Raw genomic sequence first — 17,834 nt, 5'->3', positions numbered from 1 at the left:
ATCACTACTCAATCGTTACCTTTTCCTTCTCCTGTTTGTCGCTGCCCCCGACTTCATTCGCCAACTTGTATCCCATGGAACGGTAACGGTCCATACCGGTACCGGCCGGGATCAATTTCCCGATAATCACGTTTTCTTTCAATCCCAACAGACGATCCACTTTTCCTTTGATGGCGGCATCGGTCAAGACGCGGGTGGTTTCTTGGAACGACGCTGCCGACAGGAAGGAATCGGTCTCCAGTGAAGCCTTGGTGATCCCGAGCAAAACCGGACGACCCACTGCCGGATCCCCGCCCGACAACAGTTCTTTCCGGTTGGCATCTTCATAATCGTGAATATCCACGATGGACCCCGGTAACAAATCCGTCGTACCGGCATCGGTGATCCGGACTTTGCGCATCATTTGGCGCACCATGACCTCAACGTGTTTGTCATTAATTTCCACCCCTTGCAAGCGGTACACTTTTTGTACCTCACGCAAGATATAATTTTGAACCCCGCGGGCGCCTTTGATGCGGAGCAGATCTTTCGGATCCACCGAACCTTCGGTCAGTTCCATACCGGCTTCCACGACATCGCCCACGTCCACTTTCAGCCGTGCGCCGTATGGTACGACATGAACTTTGGATTCCACCGCTCCTTCGATTTCAATTTCACGGCGATCCTTGGTTTCGCGGATGTCTTTCACCGTACCGGCAATTTCACTGATGACGGCCTGACCTTTCGGATTCCGGGCTTCAAACAGCTCTTGAATCCGCGGCAAACCTTGGGTGATGTCGTCTCCGGCCACCCCGCCTGTATGGAAAGTACGCATCGTCAGCTGGGTACCGGGTTCACCGATCGATTGGGCGGCAATGATTCCGACGGCTTCACCGACTTCCACCGGCGTACCCAAGGCCAGGTTGCGGCCGTAACATTTTTTGCACACCCCGTGCCGGGTCCGGCATGTCAGCACCGAACGGATGACCACTTCTTCGATCCCCGCATCCACAATTTCTTTGGCGATGTCTTCATCGATCAATTCATTCCGGCGGACAATCACTTCACCTGTTTCAGGATGACGAACCGTTTGGAAAGCAACCCGTCCCACGATCCGGTCATACAGTTCCTCAATCACTTCATTGCCTTCGGCCAGTTTGGTCACGGAAATTCCTTTATCCGTGCCGCAGTCGTCTTCACGGACAATCACATCTTGGGCCACGTCGACCAGACGGCGGGTCAAATAACCGGAGTCTGCCGTTCTGAGAGCGGTATCCGCCAAACCTTTCCGCGCACCGTGTGTTGAAATAAAGTACTCCAACACGGTCAAACCTTCACGGAAGTTCGTGCGAATCGGCTGCTCAATGATTTTACCGGCCGGGTTCGCCATCAGACCGCGCATTCCGGCCAGCTGGGTGATTTGCGACACGTTCCCCCGTGCACCGGAGTTGGCCATCATGTAAATGGGGTTGAATTTGCCCATTTTCTTCATCAGGACGTCCGTGATTTGGTCTTTGGCCTGGCTCCAGATCGAAATGACGCGTTCATACCGTTCATCGTCGGTGATCAAACCGCGACGGTATTGCTTGAGGACTTTTTGGACCTCTTCGTCTGCTTTGGCCAAAATGTCTTTCTTTTCTTCCGGAACCGTGACATCGGAAACGGAAATCGTGATTCCCGCTTTGGTGGAATACTTATATCCCAACTCTTTGATTTTGTCCAGAACCTGGGAGGTGACCGTGGTTCCAAAACGGCGGAAACACTCGGCAATGATCGTTCCGAGGTGTCCTTTTTTCAAAGCAGACGGTTCCTCTATGTTCTGGATGAACTCTTTCACGTTGGTTCCTTTTTCGAAAATGAAATACTTGTCCGGAGTGCGTACCATGTTTTCTTTGGACGGTTCATTGATATACGGGAAATCTGCCGGGAAAATTTCGTTGAAAATCAATTTCCCGACGGTTGTCACCAAGAGCGCGTTCTTTTGTTTTTCCGTAAAGACGTTTTTGCCCACGTTTTTCGCCGGAATCGCAATCCGCGAATGCAACGTGACATAACCGTGATCGTATGCGTTGATCGCTTCGGAAATGGAGTAGAACACACTTCCTTCTCCGGGATCGTTTCGTTTTTCCAGCGTCAAATAGTAAGAACCAAGAACCATGTCTTGAGAAGGCGTGACAACCGGCTTGCCGTCTTTCGGGTTCAAAATGTTTTGCGCCGCCAGCATCAACAGCCGGGCTTCCGCTTGCGCCTCGGCCGAAAGGGGCACGTGAACCGCCATTTGGTCCCCGTCAAAGTCCGCGTTATAAGCCGTACATACGAGCGGGTGCAGACGGATGGCACGCCCTTCCACCAAGACCGGCTCAAACGCTTGGATCCCCAAACGGTGCAACGTCGGAGCACGGTTTAACAGAACCGGATGTTCCTTGATGACGTCTTCCAGGACGTCCCAAACTTCGGGATGGACGCGTTCCACTTTCCGTTTTGCACTTTTGATGTTGTGGGCCAGCCCTCTTGCCACCAGCTCTTTCATGACAAATGGTTTAAAGAGCTCCAAAGCCATTTCTTTAGGCAAGCCGCATTGGTACATTTTCAAGTGAGGACCGACGACGATTACCGAACGGCCGGAATAGTCGACCCGTTTTCCGAGCAGGTTTTGACGGAAACGTCCTTGTTTCCCTTTCAACATGTGCGACAACGACTTCAGCGGGCGGTTTCCCGGACCGGTCACCGGACGACCGCGCCGGCCGTTATCGATCAAAGCGTCGACCGCTTCCTGCAACATCCTTTTCTCGTTTTGTACGATGATGTCCGGAGCACCCAAATCCAACAAACGTTTTAAGCGGTTGTTCCGGTTAATCACCCGGCGGTACAAATCGTTCAGGTCGGAAGTGGCAAACCGTCCGCCGTCCAGTTGGACCATCGGTCTCAATTCCGGAGGAATCACCGGCAAAACATCCAAAACCATCCATGCCGGATCATTTCCGGAGGTGCGGAATGCTTCCAGCACTTCCAAACGTTTGATCGCACGGTTGCGTCTTTGTCCTTGTGCCGTTTGCAGTTCCTCTTTCAGTGCCTCGACTTCTTTATCCAGATCAATTTCGGAAAGCAACCGTTTGATCGCTTCGGCCCCCATCATGGCCGTAAATGCGGAGCCGTATTTTTCGCGGTAAGTACGGTATTCTTTTTCCGACAACAATTGTTTTTTCTCCAACGGGGTCGATCCCGGGTCCACAACCACGTAGGAAACGAAGTAAATCACTTCTTCCAGCGAACGGGGAGACATATCCAGAACCAGACCCATCCGGCTGGGAATTCCTTTGAAGTACCAAATATGGGAGACGGGTGCGGCCAATTCGATATGCCCCATGCGTTCGCGGCGCACTTTCGAACGGGTTACTTCCACACCGCACCGGTCACAAACAACCCCTTTGTACCGGACCCGTTTGTACTTTCCGCAGTGACACTCCCAGTCCTTGGTCGGACCAAAGATTTTTTCACAAAACAAGCCTTCTTTTTCCGGCTTTAACGTACGATAGTTGATCGTTTCGGGTTTTTTCACCTCACCGCGGGACCAGGAACGGATCTTTTCGGGCGAGGCGAGACCAATTTTCATAAATTCAAAGTTATTTACATCGAGCATTGGGCGATTCCTCCCTCAGGATTCATCCCGTTGTGCGTAAGGAGAGCGTTTCTCACGCTCCCCCTTTCGCACTACGAAGAAGAGTTGGATTTATTGCCTTCATCGACCGACAAATCAAATCCTAACTTTTCATTGGCCGGTTCATCTTCTTCATCCAGTTCGCGCATCTCAATTTCCTGCTCATCGCCGGCAAGGATCTTGACATCCATTCCCAGACTTTGCAGTTCTTTGATGAGAACTTTGAATGATTCGGGAACACCCGGCTCTGGCACATTTTCGCCTTTGACAATCGCTTCATACGTTTTCACGCGACCGACGACATCGTCCGACTTCACAGTGAGAATTTCCTGCAAGGTGTGGGCTGCACCGTAAGCTTCCAGCGCCCATACCTCCATCTCACCGAACCGCTGACCGCCGAACTGCGCTTTACCGCCGAGCGGTTGCTGGGTAACCAGCGAGTACGGTCCGGTTGAACGGGCGTGAATTTTATCGTCAACCATGTGGGCCAGTTTGATCATATACATGACCCCGACCGTGACACGGTTTTCAAACGGTTCACCCGTCCGGCCATCGTACAGGATGGTTTTTCCGTCCCGGCTGAGTCCGGCTTCTTCCAACGTGTCAAAGACATCATTCTCGGTCGCGCCGTCAAAGACCGGTGTCGCCATATGAAGCCCCAGCGCTTTCGCGGCCATGCCGAGGTGGACCTCCAGAACCTGTCCGATATTCATCCGCGACGGAACCCCGAGCGGGTTCAGCACCACTTCAACCGGCGTGCCGTCGGGCAAAAACGGCATGTCTTCTTCCGGCAGAACTTTTGCGATAACCCCTTTGTTTCCGTGGCGTCCTGCCATTTTGTCCCCTTCGGAAATCTTCCGTTTTTGAGCGATGTACACGCGAACCAGTTGGTTGACGCCAGGCGGCAACTCATCTCCGTTTTCCCTAGTAAACACTTTTACATCGACAACGATTCCGGATTCCCCATGGGGAACGCGCAGTGAGGTGTCGCGAACTTCCCGCGCTTTTTCTCCAAAGATGGCGTGCAACAGGCGCTCTTCCGCAGTCAGTTCGGTCATTCCTTTCGGAGTGACTTTCCCCACGAGGATGTCGCCGGGTTTGATTTCAGCCCCCACGCGGATGATTCCGCGTTCATCCAGGTTTTTCAGCGCATCTTCCCCGACATTGGGAATATCCCGTGTGATTTCTTCCGGACCCAATTTGGTATCCCGTGCTTCGCTTTCGTATTTTTCAATGTGAATCGATGTGTAGACATCTTCTTTCACAAGCTTTTCACTTAACAGGATCGCGTCCTCGTAGTTGTAACCTTCCCATGTCATGAACGCGACCACCACGTTTTGTCCCAGTGCCAATTCCCCTTGTTCGGTGGAAGGACCGTCTGCCAGCGTGTCACCGGCTTTCACTTTCTCCCCGTACTTGACAACCGGACGCTGGTTGATACAGGTTCCCTGGTTGGAACGGGCAAACTTCGTCAACTTGTACTTGTCGATGTCCCCTTCAACCACGCGGCCGTCTACTTCTTCCTCATGGCGGACCCAAACTTCATCCGCCGTCACCCGCACAACGGTGCCGGGCCGTTTGGCACGAACCATGACCCCCGAATCCCGGGCGGCAATATGCTCCATGCCGGTCCCGACATACGGCGCTCTCGGGCGGAGCAACGGAACGGCTTGACGCTGCATGTTCGATCCCATCAACGCACGGTTGGAGTCGTCGTTTTCCAAGAACGGAATACATGCCGTTGCCACCGACACGACCTGTTTCGGGGAAACGTCCATGTAGTCGACCCGATCCCGCGGAACGGTAATCGTTTCATCTTGGTAACGGACGGTCACCGTTTCATGGGCAAAGGTTCCGTCTTCGTTTAATTCAGCGTTGGCTTGGGCAACGTAAAAATGGTCTTCTTCATCCGCAGTCAGATAATCGATTTGATCCGTGACCCTTCCGGTTTCGGGATCGACCCGGCGGTACGGCGTCTCAATAAATCCGTACTCATTGACCCGTGCATATGTCGATAACGAGTTGATCAGCCCGATGTTCGGACCCTCAGGAGTTTCGATCGGACACATCCGACCATAGTGTGAGTGGTGAACGTCACGCACTTCCATCCCTGCGCGCTCCCGGGTCAAACCACCGGGACCCAATGCTGACAAACGGCGTTTGTGCGTCAACTCAGCCAGCGGGTTGGTCTGATCCATGAATTGGGACAACTGGCTGCTGCCGAAAAATTCTTTGATCGCGGCAATCACCGGACGAATATTAATCAGCGCTTGCGGTGTGATGGCATTGGCATCCTGGATGGACATCCGTTCACGCACAACACGCTCCATCCTGGACAAACCGATCCGGAATTGGTTTTGCAACAATTCCCCGACGGAACGCAGACGGCGGTTTCCGAGATGGTCAATGTCATCCGTTGAGCCAACCCCGTGCAACAAGTTGATAAAGTAGTTAATGGAAGCCAAAATATCCGCAGCGGTAATGTGTTTGACCGAGTCGTCCACTTCCCCGTTCGAAATGACTTTGATCACTTTTCCGTCTTCCGTCGGGGAGAAAATATTAATGGATTGCAACTCAATCGTTCCGTCTTCCGGCACGCCACCACGCACTTTGTAAGACTTGTAACCGTATGCCTTTTCCCCGGTGAGATAAGGCATCAACTTGTCCAACACGCGGCGTTCCAGAACTTGTCCGGCTTCGGCCAAAATTTCACCGGTTTCAGCATCCACAATGGGTTCAGCCAGTTTTTGATTGATCAAACGATTTTTGATATGCAGTTTTTTATTGATTTTATAGCGTCCGACACTTGCCAAGTCGTAACGTTTCGGGTCAAAAAATCTCGCATAAAGCAGACTGCGGGCATTTTCCGCGGTTGGCGGTTCTCCCGGACGCAAACGTTCATAAATTTCAATCAGCGCTTTTTCAGTATTCCCCGTGTTGTCTTTGTCCAGGGTGTTACGGATGTATTCGTCATCCCCCAACAAATCGAGGATTTCCGCATCGCTGCTGAATCCAAGCGCACGCAAAAGAACCGTCACCGGAATTTTCCGTGTACGATCAATGCGAACATAAATGATATCTTTGGCATCGGTTTCCAACTCAAGCCAAGCGCCACGATTTGGAATTACTGTGGCAGTATAAGTCGGCTTCCCGTTTTTGTCCACTTTCGTGTTATAATACACACTGGGCGAACGAACCAATTGGCTTACAATGACTCGTTCCGCGCCGTTGATGATAAAGGTTCCGGTTTCCGTCATGAGCGGGAAGTCACCCATAAACACTTCCTGTTCCTTGACTTCACCGGTCTCTTTATTGATCAGGCGAACTTTCACACGCAACGGTGCTGCATAGGTAACCTGGTGATCTTTTGCTTCCTCCACGGTATACTTGGGTTCCCCCAAGCTGTAATCGATAAATTCCAACACCAGATTCCCCGTGAAATCTTCGATGGGCGAAATGTCGCGGAACATTTCCCGCAAACCTTCGTCCAAAAACCATTGGTATGACTTCAGCTGAATCTCGATCAGATTCGGTAATTCCAAAACCTCGTTAATGCGAGCATAACTACGACGTTGCCGACGACCACACGGGATCATTTTACCAGCCAAATAAACTCCCCCCTCGCACCCAGTCAAAACCGCTTTCCAGATGCGGTTGTCAAAGTAAAAAAAGAAAATGAGTGATATTGAACCTCATTTTTACCTAGAAGCAGTCTATTTACCTATTTTATCCAGTTGGATCGCGCAATAAACCAACCGGTTTTCACACAACCGTTTTCAATGATTCTATGAGTTCAAAGACACTTTCTGCAATTTAATACACTATCATAACGAAAATTTAGTGTCAATCTTTTCGTGAGCGGATAATGACATACCCTTTTTTCTTCCGGACCACTTCGACATCTGCAAATAATTGTTCCAACTCTTTTTTGGCCGATTCCGCTCCCTGTTGTTTGCGGATGACGATCCACAAAGATCCCCCTGGATGAAGGGCATCAGACGCTTCTTTAAACAGACGGTAAATCGTTGATTTCCCCGCGCGAATGGGCGGGTTCAGCAAAATATGGTCAAACTTCCTGCCTTGCAGTTGAGAGAACCCGTCACTGACCAAAATTTCCACACGGCCATCCGCCTGATTCAAAGCTGCATTCGCTTTTGCCAGCTGAACAGCCCGTTCATTCACATCCACCATAGTCACTTTGACATCCGGTACCGTTTTGCTCACCGCAATTCCAACCGGTCCGTAGCCGCAGCCCAAATCAAGAACGGCCGATTCCGGTTCGATCTCGGCGCTTTCAATCAAAAGGCGGGAGCCAAAATCAATTCCCTTTTTCGAGAACACACCGGCATCCGTTTGAAAACGGAAGGATATGCCCGACAAAACGGCTTGGATTTCGCGCTCTTCACTTTTCGACTCAGGTTGACGGGAAAAATAGTGATCAGCCATGGATAACGGATCTCCTTTTTTGAAGAGAAGACCAGTCCTTCTCATCTCAAATTTCGGATCGTCTGCTTTAAAAAGAGAACCCGCCGACCGTATGACGACGGGTTAGCCGGATCCAAACGATTACCTCACTTCTACAGTAGCACCAGCTTCTTCGAGTTCTGCTTTGATTTTGTCTGCTTCTTCTTTGGAAACTCCTTCTTTGATCGGGGACGGAGCGTTGTCAACAAGTGCTTTTGCTTCTTTCAAGCCGAGGCCGGTAATACCGCGAACGGCTTTAATGACGTTGATTTTGGAGGAGCCTGCATTGGCAAGCACAACATCGAATTCAGTTTTTTCTTCAGCAGCATCTCCGCCGCCGGCAGCACCAGCCACTGCAACCGGAGCCGCAGCCGTTACACCGAATTCTTCTTCAATTGCTTTTACAAGATCGTTCAGTTCGAGAACGCTCATTTCTTTAATCGCTTGAATGATTTCTTCTTTAGACATAAAGGAAACCTCCTTGCATTCTGTTAGATATCAATAATTTTTTAAGCTTCGGCAGCTTCTCCATCTTTGTCAGCCACTGCTTTGACAGCCAGTGCAAAGTTGCGCACAGGCGCTTGCAACACGCTAAGCAACATGGAGAGCAAACCTTCGTAGGACGGAAGTTCTGCCAGTTCCTTGATTTCATCAAGGCTGACGGCTTTCCCTTCCACCAAACCGCCTTTGATTTCCAGCTCTTTGTTCTCTTTGGCAAAGCCATGGAGAATTTTGGCCGGAGCCACTACATCTTCGTAGCTGAATGCAACTGCGGTCGGCCCGGTCAGATGCTCGGTCAGGTCGTTGGCGCCGACTTGTTCGCAAGCACGGCGGGTCAGCGTATTTTTGAGCACCTTGAATTCAACGCCGGCTTCGCGCAATTGTTTGCGCAGCTCGTTCATTTGTTTTACATCCAAACCGCGATAGTCAGCTACAATGGTGCTTTTGCTCTTTTCCAGTTTTTCTGCGATTTCTGCGACAACTTGTTTTTTTCTTTCAATCGCTTTGGACACGCGGCACACCTCCTCATCAGGAGTTTTTAAAAATAGAAAAAGCCTCCGTAGACAGTCGAAGGCTTCAGTTACTCATATGGATTCCGCGGCACACACCACATCCATGCATGTATCCTTACCTCGGTAGGATATTAAGCAGCAACTTGGCACCTACTGTCTACGGTAAAAAGCTATATCCAATTATTGCGGATTCACCACATTCGCGGCAGGCCCCCTGCCGCCGGCGAATCACATCATGACTCGGATTATATCAAAAAAGTCATCACCGGGCAATACTTGTTCTCTTCATTGCCCCGTGCAAAAGATTTCCAGATGCAAAAATTAACGACCGACCAATTGTTGTGCGCTGACGGCAACGCCAGGTCCCATGGTCGAAGAAACGGTCACGCTCTTCATGTAGGTTCCTTTGGCAGCAGCCGGTTTGGCTTTCATCAAAGCTTCAGCCAACACTTGCAAGTTTTCACGCAATTGATCTGTCGTAAAGGAAACTTTACCGATCGCAGCGTGAACAATACCGGCTTTGTCGGCACGGTATTCAATTTTACCGGCTTTGATTTCTTTGACGGCTTTCTCGATTTCAAAGGTAACCGTACCGGTTTTCGGGTTGGGCATTAATCCTTTCGGTCCCAGGATCCGTCCCAAACGTCCGACTTGTCCCATCATGTCGGGAGTGGCCACAACCACGTCAAAATCGAGCCAACCTTGGCTGACTTTGTTGATCGTCTCTTCATCTCCGACATAATCGGCACCGGCAGCTTCAGCTTCTTTTGCTTTCTCCCCTTTGGCAAAGACGAGAACGCGTTTGGTTTTCCCGGTACCATGCGGCAACACCACCGCACCTCTTACTTGCTGGTCAGCTTTTTTGGTGTCGATTCCCAGACGGAACGCTGCTTCGACCGTTTCATCAAACTTCGCAGTGGAAATTTCTTTCACAAGTTCCAAAGCTTCTTGAGGGCTGTAGAGTTTTTCGCGGTCCACTTTTTTAAGCGCCTCAAGATATTTTTTGCCGTGTTTTGCCACGTTCATTTCCTCCTTTCGTGGTCTTAGCGGAAGATCCTCCCACAAGCTTCAAGCTGCTCGTGGCAGAGCAGCCCGGCTCTTCGCCCGATCAGTCTTCAATCTGAATGCCCATGCTTTTTGCCGTGCCTTCCACCATGCGCATGGCGGCTTCCACGCTTGCGGCATTCAAATCGGGCATTTTCATTTCAGCGATCTCACGCACTTTATCCCGTTTAATGGTCGCTACTTTGTTCCGGTTCGGTTCACCGGATCCGGATTCAATTCCGGCTGCTTTCTTCAAGAGAACGGCAGCTGGAGGAGTTTTGGTGATAAATGTAAAGGAACGGTCCTCATAAACCGTGATTTCAACCGGAATGATCAGTCCGGCTTGTTCAGCCGTGCGGGCATTGAACTCTTTACAAAATCCCATGATGTTCACACCAGCTTGACCCAATGCCGGACCCACAGGCGGTGCCGGATTGGCTTTCCCAGCCGGAATCTGCAGCTTGACCACTTTAATGACTTTTTTGGCCACGCGAATCCAACCTCCTTCAAACATGTGGTTTTCTCGGGTATTACCCTCCCACGGAAAGGCAAGCTCCCTTTCAGTCAGGCTTGCGCTCGCCCCAAAGATGGGGGTAACATACAACAAACAGTTATACTTTACCACACACAAAAAAGAAACGAAAGCTTTCGGTTCGCTAAATTTTTTCCACTTGGTCAAAATCCAGTTCAACCGGCGTCTCCCGGCCGAACATATTGACCATTACTTTGATTTTTGAACGGCTGGCATCAATTTCGTCAATTCTTCCGACAAAATTAGCGAACGGTCCTTCCTTCACTTTGACATTTTCGCCAATCGAAAAATCAACCGTCACCTTAGACTCTTCCATGCCCATTTGACGCAGGATGGCATCAACCTCATCCGGCATAAGGGGAGTTGGCTTGGACCCTGCCCCTGATGAACCCACGAATCCTGTCACTCCTGGTGTGTTTCGCACGACATACCACGAGTCGTCGGTCATAACCATCTCTACCAACACATAACCCGGAAAGACTTTTCGCATTACCGTTTTCTTTTTTCCGTCTTTGTGCTCGATTCCTTCTTCCATTGGTACAAGAACGCGGAAGATCTTATCTTGCATGTCCATGGAATGGACACGCTTTTCCAGGTTGGTTTTCACTTTGTTCTCGTAGCCGGAATACGTGTGAACCACATACCAATTCTTCTCCATTGCTCATCAGGGTTTGACCCCTGTCCCCCCCTTAAAAAATGACTGCTATTTAGTAATCAGTTTCACCAACTGATAAATCCCAGCATCCACGACAAAGAAAAAGACAGCCAAGAGTATCACAATCAGCAAAACCACAACGGTGTAGTTAAACATTTCCTGCCGGTTTGGCCAGCGAACTTTTTTCAGTTCCTGAATGCTTCCCCGGAAAAAGCCGGCTGTACCGGAAACGCTTTTCCGGACTCCACGTCTAAGGCCTTGAAAAGCAGCCATATTGTCACCCCCATCTTCTATCAAGCAGCTAAAACCTGATTACTTGGTTTCACGATGGATTTGATGCGAATTGCAACGCGGACAATATTTGCGTAACTCCATGCGATCCGGATGTTTGCTTTTGTTTTTGGTCAACGCATAGTTGCGCGAACGACACACGGTGCAAGCCAGTGTAATGTTCACCCGCATCTTCCGACACCTCCTCTTCATCATGTCGCCGTTCAAACGGAAGGAAACGATAGAAAATACCCAAATTACATTATCACACTGGCTCCCTGCTGTCAATGTAAAGCCGTTTGTAAAACCATTATTGACACAAATTGCGGCGATCAATAACCAGCCTGTTTTTATCCATGAATCAAAATCCCCTTATTTTAAATAATGATAAACCGGTCCGTCCCCTGCTTTTTTCCATCTGCTGCCTTCAGCGGGCCCACTTTTTCGTAATCAGCCGATAATGCTTCTTTGGATTTGCGATCAAGCAACCGGAATCTGTCTTCAATTTGTTTTTTTCTAAGCGGCGCAACGATCAACGAGTCATCATAAGTCCCCTACACAACCCATTTCTCTTTTTTTCCATTTTCACCGTATAAAAATAAGTCTGGTTTTGTGCCGTGTACAAACCGGTTTTATAGGCAAATAAGATGATAATCAGCGATAACAGAACTATCATTCAAAGCATTTGAGCCGTACTTGGAAAATACCGATAAAACTCAAAAACGGTTCTTTGCTCTTTTACAATGCGAAGATAAAGCTTTTTATACCGTTGCCATCGGTATTTCCATGGTATTGGGGGGGTTGAAAGAAAAAATGACTTTTTTTTCATGCTTTGCAACCGAATGACTCCCTTGTGAAAATAGAAAAATATTGAAATGAGAAAAGGGACAACATACTGATTCTCGCCAACCACCCGAAACATCCCCACGACACTATACAAAATAAAATAACGATAAATAACGGACATCAATGTTTTAGCCGATTGATAATTCCGCTCATTATAAAACTTCGCCCGACGCACAGACCGGAGCACTCCATCCTGGATCCCACCCGACCAAACGGTCGCGATAATCACAATCATCATGATCGGAATCATAATGGCAGATTACAAATAATAATCCAAAGTGAATTCCGAGTAGTAAACAGGGATGTGAAAGTACAATTTATAGGCAGTATCCGTAAAGAAGCTGATAACATAGAGCAGAAGAGTGAAATAAGAAACGGTCAGAGCATCTCCCAATTTTCGTTCTTGCTCATCTTTGTGTTCCATGAGATCCCTCTCAGTAATCATCAGGGCTTTTGGTTTTATTATAATACGAATACTCTGCCGTCATCTAAAAATTCAATGTATTAAGAATAGGAGAACCGGAAATCTTCCGGCACTTTCCAACACCTCTTTTGCAATCCCCTTTATTCACCGGATACAACGGGCATAAAATAGATTCCCAAGGCATTCAAACTGCGAAACCAAATACAATCAGTACAAATTTTTAATACAATTTATCTTAAACGAAAAGGAATCATGATGTTTTTTGTCGAATCCAAACAAAAGAACAGGTACGAAACCTGTTCTTTTGTGAACCGGTGCTTTTTTGCATCATAAAGAAAGTTCACGCACTTCAAGGTATCTTTCTAATTTCCGTTTCACTCTCTGCAAGGCATTGTCGATCGACTTCACATGTCGATTTAAGTCGACCGCGATTTCCTGATAAGAACGTCCGTCCAGATACAACATCAATACTTTCCGTTCCAAATCACTAAGAATTTTCGCTATTTTATCTTCAATATCATTATATTCTTCCTGGCTGATGTAGATCTCCTCAGGGTTTGATAGACTTCCGGGGATTTTATCCAGCAACGTCCTGTCCGTATCGTCATCGTAAGCAGGCTTGTCCAATGACACATAAGAGTTGAGCGGAATGTGTTTTTGTCGGGTAGCCGTTTTGATCGCTGTGATGATCTGGCGCGTGATGCATAATTCGGCAAATGCTTTAAACGAAGCCAGCTTGTCCCCCTTAAAGTCCCGAATCGCTTTAAATAGCCCAATCATCCCCTCCTGCACGATATCTTCGTGATCGGCTCCGATGAGAAAATAGGATCTCGCTTTCGCCCTGACGAAATTTTTGTACTTATTAATCAAATATTCCAGAGCCTGATGATCTCCCACGCGTACGCCATAAACCAGCTCTTCGTCGGCCATGTTTTTGTAATCAGCATTTCTGTCGTAAGTGACAAAATTACTGGATTGAAGATTTACACTCACCGCTTTCCCTCCCGACCAAGTAGCCTATAAACCCTTATATTAACCCACAGTAATGTTATTATATCCGAAGTGAAACAAAAACGTCAAATTTTAACCTATTTTTTCCTTCTCCATTTTTCAAATATCTGTTTGAGATCGATACTTATTCTTTCTTCCAAGGTGTTTCTTTGCTTTTGTTGCTTCTCCCGTTTCAATTTTTTGTTTAATTTCTCCTTGGCGATCCGGATCTCCTCCAACAGCTCCCTGGAAGAGATGCGGTAGGCCCCTTGCCCAAAAACCATCCGTTGCTCCAGATAATCTGACGTTGCCACATAAATGGAACGGTGCGGGTTTTTATGCTTCTTGACAAAGCGTTCGATAAACTCATCCGCGGTTTCGTCGCGGCGGGTGTAGTAAACCAAAATTTTCTCTTCGTCGGTTTTCACATCAATCCCTGGTGTGGAATGCGCATCAAACACAAGATGGACCTGCCGTCCGGTCATCGCCTGATATTCAGACAAATCGCGAATCAGCTGAACCCGTTCCTCCTCAATTGAAACCGGATTCCAGTGCACCCCCGACTTGGCACCGATCACGTTATACCCATCCACCACCAGCCATTCTTCATGCTTAACCATCGTTCATCCGGCAGCGCATGACTTCATACATGAGAATTCCCGCCGCAACCGATGCATTTAACGATGAAACCTTCCCTCTCATCGGGAGCTTCACCAAATAATCGCATTTCTTTTTCAACAACGAATGAATCCCGCGCCCTTCGTTCCCGATCACCATGGCAACCGGCATTTTGTAATCGACCCGGGTATACTCCTGTTCGGCCGATCCGTCGCTTCCGACGAGCCAGACTCCCCGCTCTTTCAACTCATCGGCAACACGGTTCAAATTGGTCACCCGGACAACCGGCACATGTTGCACCGCACCAGCCGAAGTTTTTGCCACCACGGAAGTCACCCCTGCCGCCCTCCGCTTCGGAATGATGACCCCATGCACCCCCGAGGCATCAGCTGAACGCAAAATCGATCCGAGGTTGTGGGGATCTTCAATGCTGTCCAAAAGCAAAAAAAAGGGTGCCTCCTGTTTCTGCTCCGCCCGCTCAAAAAGGTCTTCCAGCGAAGCGTACTCAAAGGCAGCGACTTGGGCAACGACTCCTTGATGGTTATTCCCTTCCGCCAATTGATCCAAACGGGTACGGGGCACCCATTGGAACGGAACGTTTTGTTTTTTGGCGTGTTCAATGATCTCATTCACGCTGAATTTGTTGATGTTTTTTGCCAAAAGAATTTTTTCCACCGGGCGCCCGGACTTCAAAGTTTCCAAAACGGCGTGTTTCCCGTATATCCAGTCTATCATTTTTCTTGTACCCCTTTTCGACAATCTCTATCGCTGAATTCATTAATTCATGCAAACGTTGTTCATCTTTTTTCAAATACAGGTAGCCCATCAACGCTTCCAATCCGGTGCTTTGCCTGTAATCCGTCACCTTGGCGTTTTTGGGGACACTTCCCGACTTGGCATTGCGGCCGCGTCTTAAGATGTCCCGCTCTTCTTCCGTCAAATCATTTTCAATCGCTTTGTACACTTTGGCCTGGGCCAAAGCAGAAACAAACTTGGACGCCTCTTTTTGCAAGTCCTGAGGCCGGGCAATGCCGCGGGCCACCAGGTGATGCCGGATAAAAATCTCATACACGGCATCACCCAGATAAGCCAGCAACAACGGATTATATTCCCGCGGGGTTTTGGTCAGCGGTCGAAGCATTCCGAACATGTTTTCACTCATTTTCTTCTCCATCGAACTCCTTGTGGTGTGTCTTCCAGCACAATTCCGCGGGCCAAAAGCTGGTCCCGGATCGCGTCAGCTTTGGCAAAATCCCGGGCTTTGCGCGCTTTTTGCCTTTCTTCGATCAAGGCTTCCAGCTCCTGCTCCAGGCGGTCTTCCGATTCGGTTGTGACAAGGCCCAAAATTTCTTCTCCATGCGTTTTCAGCCAATCCAGGATTGCTTGGACCGTTTCCTTGGACACGACCGGTTTTGCCACCGTTTCATTCGCCAATTTGACCACTTCAAACAGCACACTGATGGCATTGGCTGTATTGAAATCATCGTTCATCTCGGCTTCAAACTGCTCTTTGTACCTTGACAGCTTCGCGGCCGTTTCCGGATCTTCTTCGCCGGGAAGAGCCGAATCCAACCGGTGTTTTAAATTTTCCACCGCGGTTTGGATCCGTTCAATGCTTCCTTCCGCCTGCCTCATTACTTCGTCGCTGAAGGAAATCGGATGCCGGTAATGGGCGGATAAAAGGAAATACCGGATCGCCTCCGGGGAATAGGTCTTACGCAATTCAACCACGCGTTTGACATTCCCGAGCGATTTTGACATCTTTTCATTTCCCATATTAATATACCCGTTATGCAGCCAATAACGCACAAATGTTTTGCCCGTCCATGCCTCGCTTTGTGCGATTTCGTTTTCGTGATGGGGGAAGCAGAGATCGGCTCCGCCTGCATGGATATCCAACGTGTCCCCCAGGTATTTGCGCGCCATCACGGAACATTCGATGTGCCAGCCGGGCCGCCCGCGTCCCCAAGGCGTTTCCCAGCTGATTTCCCCGGGCTTGGCAGCTTTCCACAATGCAAAATCCAACGGATGTTCCTTTTGTTCATTGATTTCGATCCTGGCCCCCGCCTTCAATTCCTCCAGCGATTGATGGGACAGTTTTCCGTAATCTTTTTTGCGCAAGGAGCGGAAGTAAACATCCCCGTTCTTTTCATACGCATATCCTTTGTCGATCAGATCCTGAATCGCTTCAATCATCTCCTGAATATGCTCGGTTGCCCGCGGATGCACGTCCGCCCGTTGCACCCCCAACGTATCCATATCCTCAAAATAAGCTTGGATGTATTGTTCGGCGATTTCCGGCACCGGTTTTCCCGTTTCTTGGGAGGCCCGGATCAACTTGTCGTCGACATCGGTGAAATTCTGCACATAGGTCACACGATAACCCCGGGAACGCAAGTACCGACGCACCACGTCAAAAAAGACAAAGACACGGGCGTTCCCGATATGAATAAAGTTATATACCGTCGGTCCGCACACATAGATGCGAACCTCATTATTTTGTACTTGAAGCACTTCTTTCTTTCTGGTCAGCGTGTTGTAAAGCCGTATTGTCATCGTCGGTTGTTCCTCCCTGATCCACTGGATTTTCCGTGCACTTTAACTTCGCTTCCAACTCACTCAACCGGGCTTTTAACGCATCCATTTCCACATGCATGGATCGCAATGTTTCCGCAACCGGGTCGGGCAGGTTCACCTGATCCAAATCATCTTTCACCCGTACGCCGTCCTGGATCACCACCCGTCCCGGCACTCCGACAACGGTGGAATTTGGCGGCACATCCCGCAAGACCACCGAGCCGGCTCCGATTTTGGCAAAGCGTCCGACACGAATGGAACCCAAAACTTTTGCCCCGGACGCAATCATCACATGATCCTCGATCGTCGGATGCCGTTTTCCTTTTTCTTTGCCGGTCCCGCCCAATGTGACGCCTTGATAAATCGTCACATAATCACCGATTTCACACGTTTCTCCGATGACCACGCCCATTCCGTGATCAATGAAGACCCCCCGGCCGATTTTGGCACCGGGATGAATCTCAATCCCGGTAAAAAATCGGTTTAACTGGGATATTATACGCGCAATGAGCAACAAACGTTTTTTGTAGAACCAATGTGCCAACCGGTGAGCCCATAATGCATGCAATCCGGAATAAGTCAACACCACTTCCAAAGTGCTCCGAGCCGCCGGATCCCGGTCAAACACCGCTTGAATATCTGCCTGCAGAGTTTGGCGAATTCCACTTTTCTTACTCCACAGCATATCAGGTTTCCCCCTCTTATCGCCGATTTGGAAATAGGAAATAAAAAATCTCTGCAGCACGCAAGCTACAGAGACGGTA

The 17,834-nt window shown here is 49.1% G+C and carries 17 protein-coding genes and 2 other annotated features (1 of these 19 running past the window's edge); all 17 genes read right to left on the bottom strand.

Features of this window, described 5'->3' with window-relative positions; all coding sequences use genetic code 11:
* Nucleotides 1–4 precede the first annotated feature (4 nt).
* The 17 genes from rpoC to cysE all read right to left on the bottom strand — a co-directional run bounded on the left by rpoC (nucleotide 5) and on the right by cysE (nucleotide 17,755).
* A complete protein-coding gene (gene rpoC, locus I8U21_RS04710; RefSeq protein WP_198053393.1) occupies nucleotides 5–3,619 on the bottom strand; it encodes a DNA-directed RNA polymerase subunit beta' in 3,615 nt (1,204 codons plus the stop codon).
* Between the two features lie 71 nt (nucleotides 3,620–3,690).
* On the bottom strand, nucleotides 3,691–7,245 hold the full coding sequence (rpoB, locus tag I8U21_RS04705; RefSeq protein WP_181732404.1) for a DNA-directed RNA polymerase subunit beta: 3,555 nt from the start codon (nucleotides 7,243–7,245) through the stop codon (nucleotides 3,691–3,693).
* 235 nt (nucleotides 7,246–7,480) lie between these two features.
* The gene (locus I8U21_RS04700) at nucleotides 7,481–8,083 is read right to left on the bottom strand and encodes a class I SAM-dependent methyltransferase (protein ID WP_181732403.1); all 603 of its coding nucleotides are present in this window, start codon (nucleotides 8,081–8,083) and stop codon (nucleotides 7,481–7,483) included.
* Nucleotides 8,084–8,203: 120 nt separating this feature from the next.
* Nucleotides 8,204–8,569: a 50S ribosomal protein L7/L12 gene (rplL, locus tag I8U21_RS04695; RefSeq protein ID WP_198053392.1), complete on the bottom strand. Its 366-nt coding sequence runs from the start codon at nucleotides 8,567–8,569 to the stop codon at nucleotides 8,204–8,206.
* A 41-nt stretch (nucleotides 8,570–8,610) separates the two neighbouring features.
* Nucleotides 8,611–9,114: a 50S ribosomal protein L10 gene (gene rplJ / locus I8U21_RS04690; protein ID WP_037997020.1), complete on the bottom strand. Its 504-nt coding sequence runs from the start codon at nucleotides 9,112–9,114 to the stop codon at nucleotides 8,611–8,613.
* A gap of 26 nt (nucleotides 9,115–9,140) precedes the next feature.
* Nucleotides 9,141–9,295, bottom strand: a sequence feature (ribosomal protein L10 leader region).
* Nucleotides 9,296–9,435: 140 nt separating this feature from the next.
* On the bottom strand, nucleotides 9,436–10,134 hold the full coding sequence (gene rplA, locus I8U21_RS04685; RefSeq protein ID WP_181732401.1) for a 50S ribosomal protein L1: 699 nt from the start codon (nucleotides 10,132–10,134) through the stop codon (nucleotides 9,436–9,438).
* Between the two features lie 88 nt (nucleotides 10,135–10,222).
* On the bottom strand, nucleotides 10,223–10,648 hold the full coding sequence (gene rplK, locus I8U21_RS04680; protein ID WP_037997076.1) for a 50S ribosomal protein L11: 426 nt from the start codon (nucleotides 10,646–10,648) through the stop codon (nucleotides 10,223–10,225).
* Nucleotides 10,649–10,814: 166 nt separating this feature from the next.
* A complete protein-coding gene (gene nusG / locus I8U21_RS04675; protein WP_037997016.1) occupies nucleotides 10,815–11,348 on the bottom strand; it encodes a transcription termination/antitermination protein NusG in 534 nt (177 codons plus the stop codon).
* A 45-nt stretch (nucleotides 11,349–11,393) separates the two neighbouring features.
* Nucleotides 11,394–11,618 (bottom strand): preprotein translocase subunit SecE, encoded by a 225-nt coding sequence (secE, locus tag I8U21_RS04670; protein ID WP_037997014.1) that lies wholly within the window; start codon nucleotides 11,616–11,618, stop codon nucleotides 11,394–11,396.
* A gap of 39 nt (nucleotides 11,619–11,657) precedes the next feature.
* Nucleotides 11,658–11,807 (bottom strand): 50S ribosomal protein L33, encoded by a 150-nt coding sequence (gene rpmG, locus I8U21_RS04665; RefSeq protein WP_037997011.1) that lies wholly within the window; start codon nucleotides 11,805–11,807, stop codon nucleotides 11,658–11,660.
* Nucleotides 11,808–12,720: 913 nt separating this feature from the next.
* Nucleotides 12,721–12,885 carry a hypothetical protein gene (locus I8U21_RS04660; protein ID WP_181732400.1) on the bottom strand — a complete coding sequence of 55 codons (165 nt, stop codon included), beginning with the start codon at nucleotides 12,883–12,885 and terminating at the stop codon, nucleotides 12,721–12,723.
* Between the two features lie 327 nt (nucleotides 12,886–13,212).
* Entirely contained in the window at nucleotides 13,213–13,878 is a 666-nt protein-coding gene (sigH, locus tag I8U21_RS04655) for an RNA polymerase sporulation sigma factor SigH (RefSeq protein ID WP_037997009.1), read from the bottom strand.
* Between the two features lie 95 nt (nucleotides 13,879–13,973).
* Nucleotides 13,974–14,495, bottom strand: a complete 522-nt coding sequence (locus tag I8U21_RS04650) for an NYN domain-containing protein (RefSeq protein ID WP_181732399.1) — start codon at nucleotides 14,493–14,495, stop codon at nucleotides 13,974–13,976.
* Entirely contained in the window at nucleotides 14,488–15,228 is a 741-nt protein-coding gene (rlmB, locus tag I8U21_RS04645; protein ID WP_181732398.1) for a 23S rRNA (guanosine(2251)-2'-O)-methyltransferase RlmB, read from the bottom strand. The genes I8U21_RS04650 and rlmB overlap by 8 nt, the downstream gene beginning before the upstream one ends.
* The gene (locus tag I8U21_RS04640; RefSeq protein ID WP_370527026.1) at nucleotides 15,119–15,655 is read right to left on the bottom strand and encodes a Mini-ribonuclease 3; all 537 of its coding nucleotides are present in this window, start codon (nucleotides 15,653–15,655) and stop codon (nucleotides 15,119–15,121) included. The genes rlmB and I8U21_RS04640 overlap by 110 nt, the downstream gene beginning before the upstream one ends.
* Entirely contained in the window at nucleotides 15,652–17,049 is a 1,398-nt protein-coding gene (gene cysS, locus I8U21_RS04635) for a cysteine--tRNA ligase (RefSeq protein ID WP_181732397.1), read from the bottom strand. Before cysS ends, I8U21_RS04640 begins: the two co-directional genes overlap by 4 nt.
* Nucleotides 16,988–17,755, bottom strand: a complete 768-nt coding sequence (gene cysE / locus I8U21_RS04630) for a serine O-acetyltransferase (RefSeq protein ID WP_220215041.1) — start codon at nucleotides 17,753–17,755, stop codon at nucleotides 16,988–16,990. Before cysE ends, cysS begins: the two co-directional genes overlap by 62 nt.
* A 66-nt stretch (nucleotides 17,756–17,821) precedes the next feature.
* Nucleotides 17,822–17,834, bottom strand: a binding site (T-box leader) (it continues 205 nt past the right edge of the window).

The sequence above is a fragment of the Thermoactinomyces sp. CICC 23799 genome (assembly GCF_016055145.1).
Taxonomy (GTDB): Bacteria; Bacillota; Bacilli; order Thermoactinomycetales; family Thermoactinomycetaceae; genus Thermoactinomyces; species Thermoactinomyces intermedius.
The sequence above is the reverse complement of the archived record's forward strand: the minus strand, read 5'-3'. Positions and strand labels throughout refer to the sequence as shown.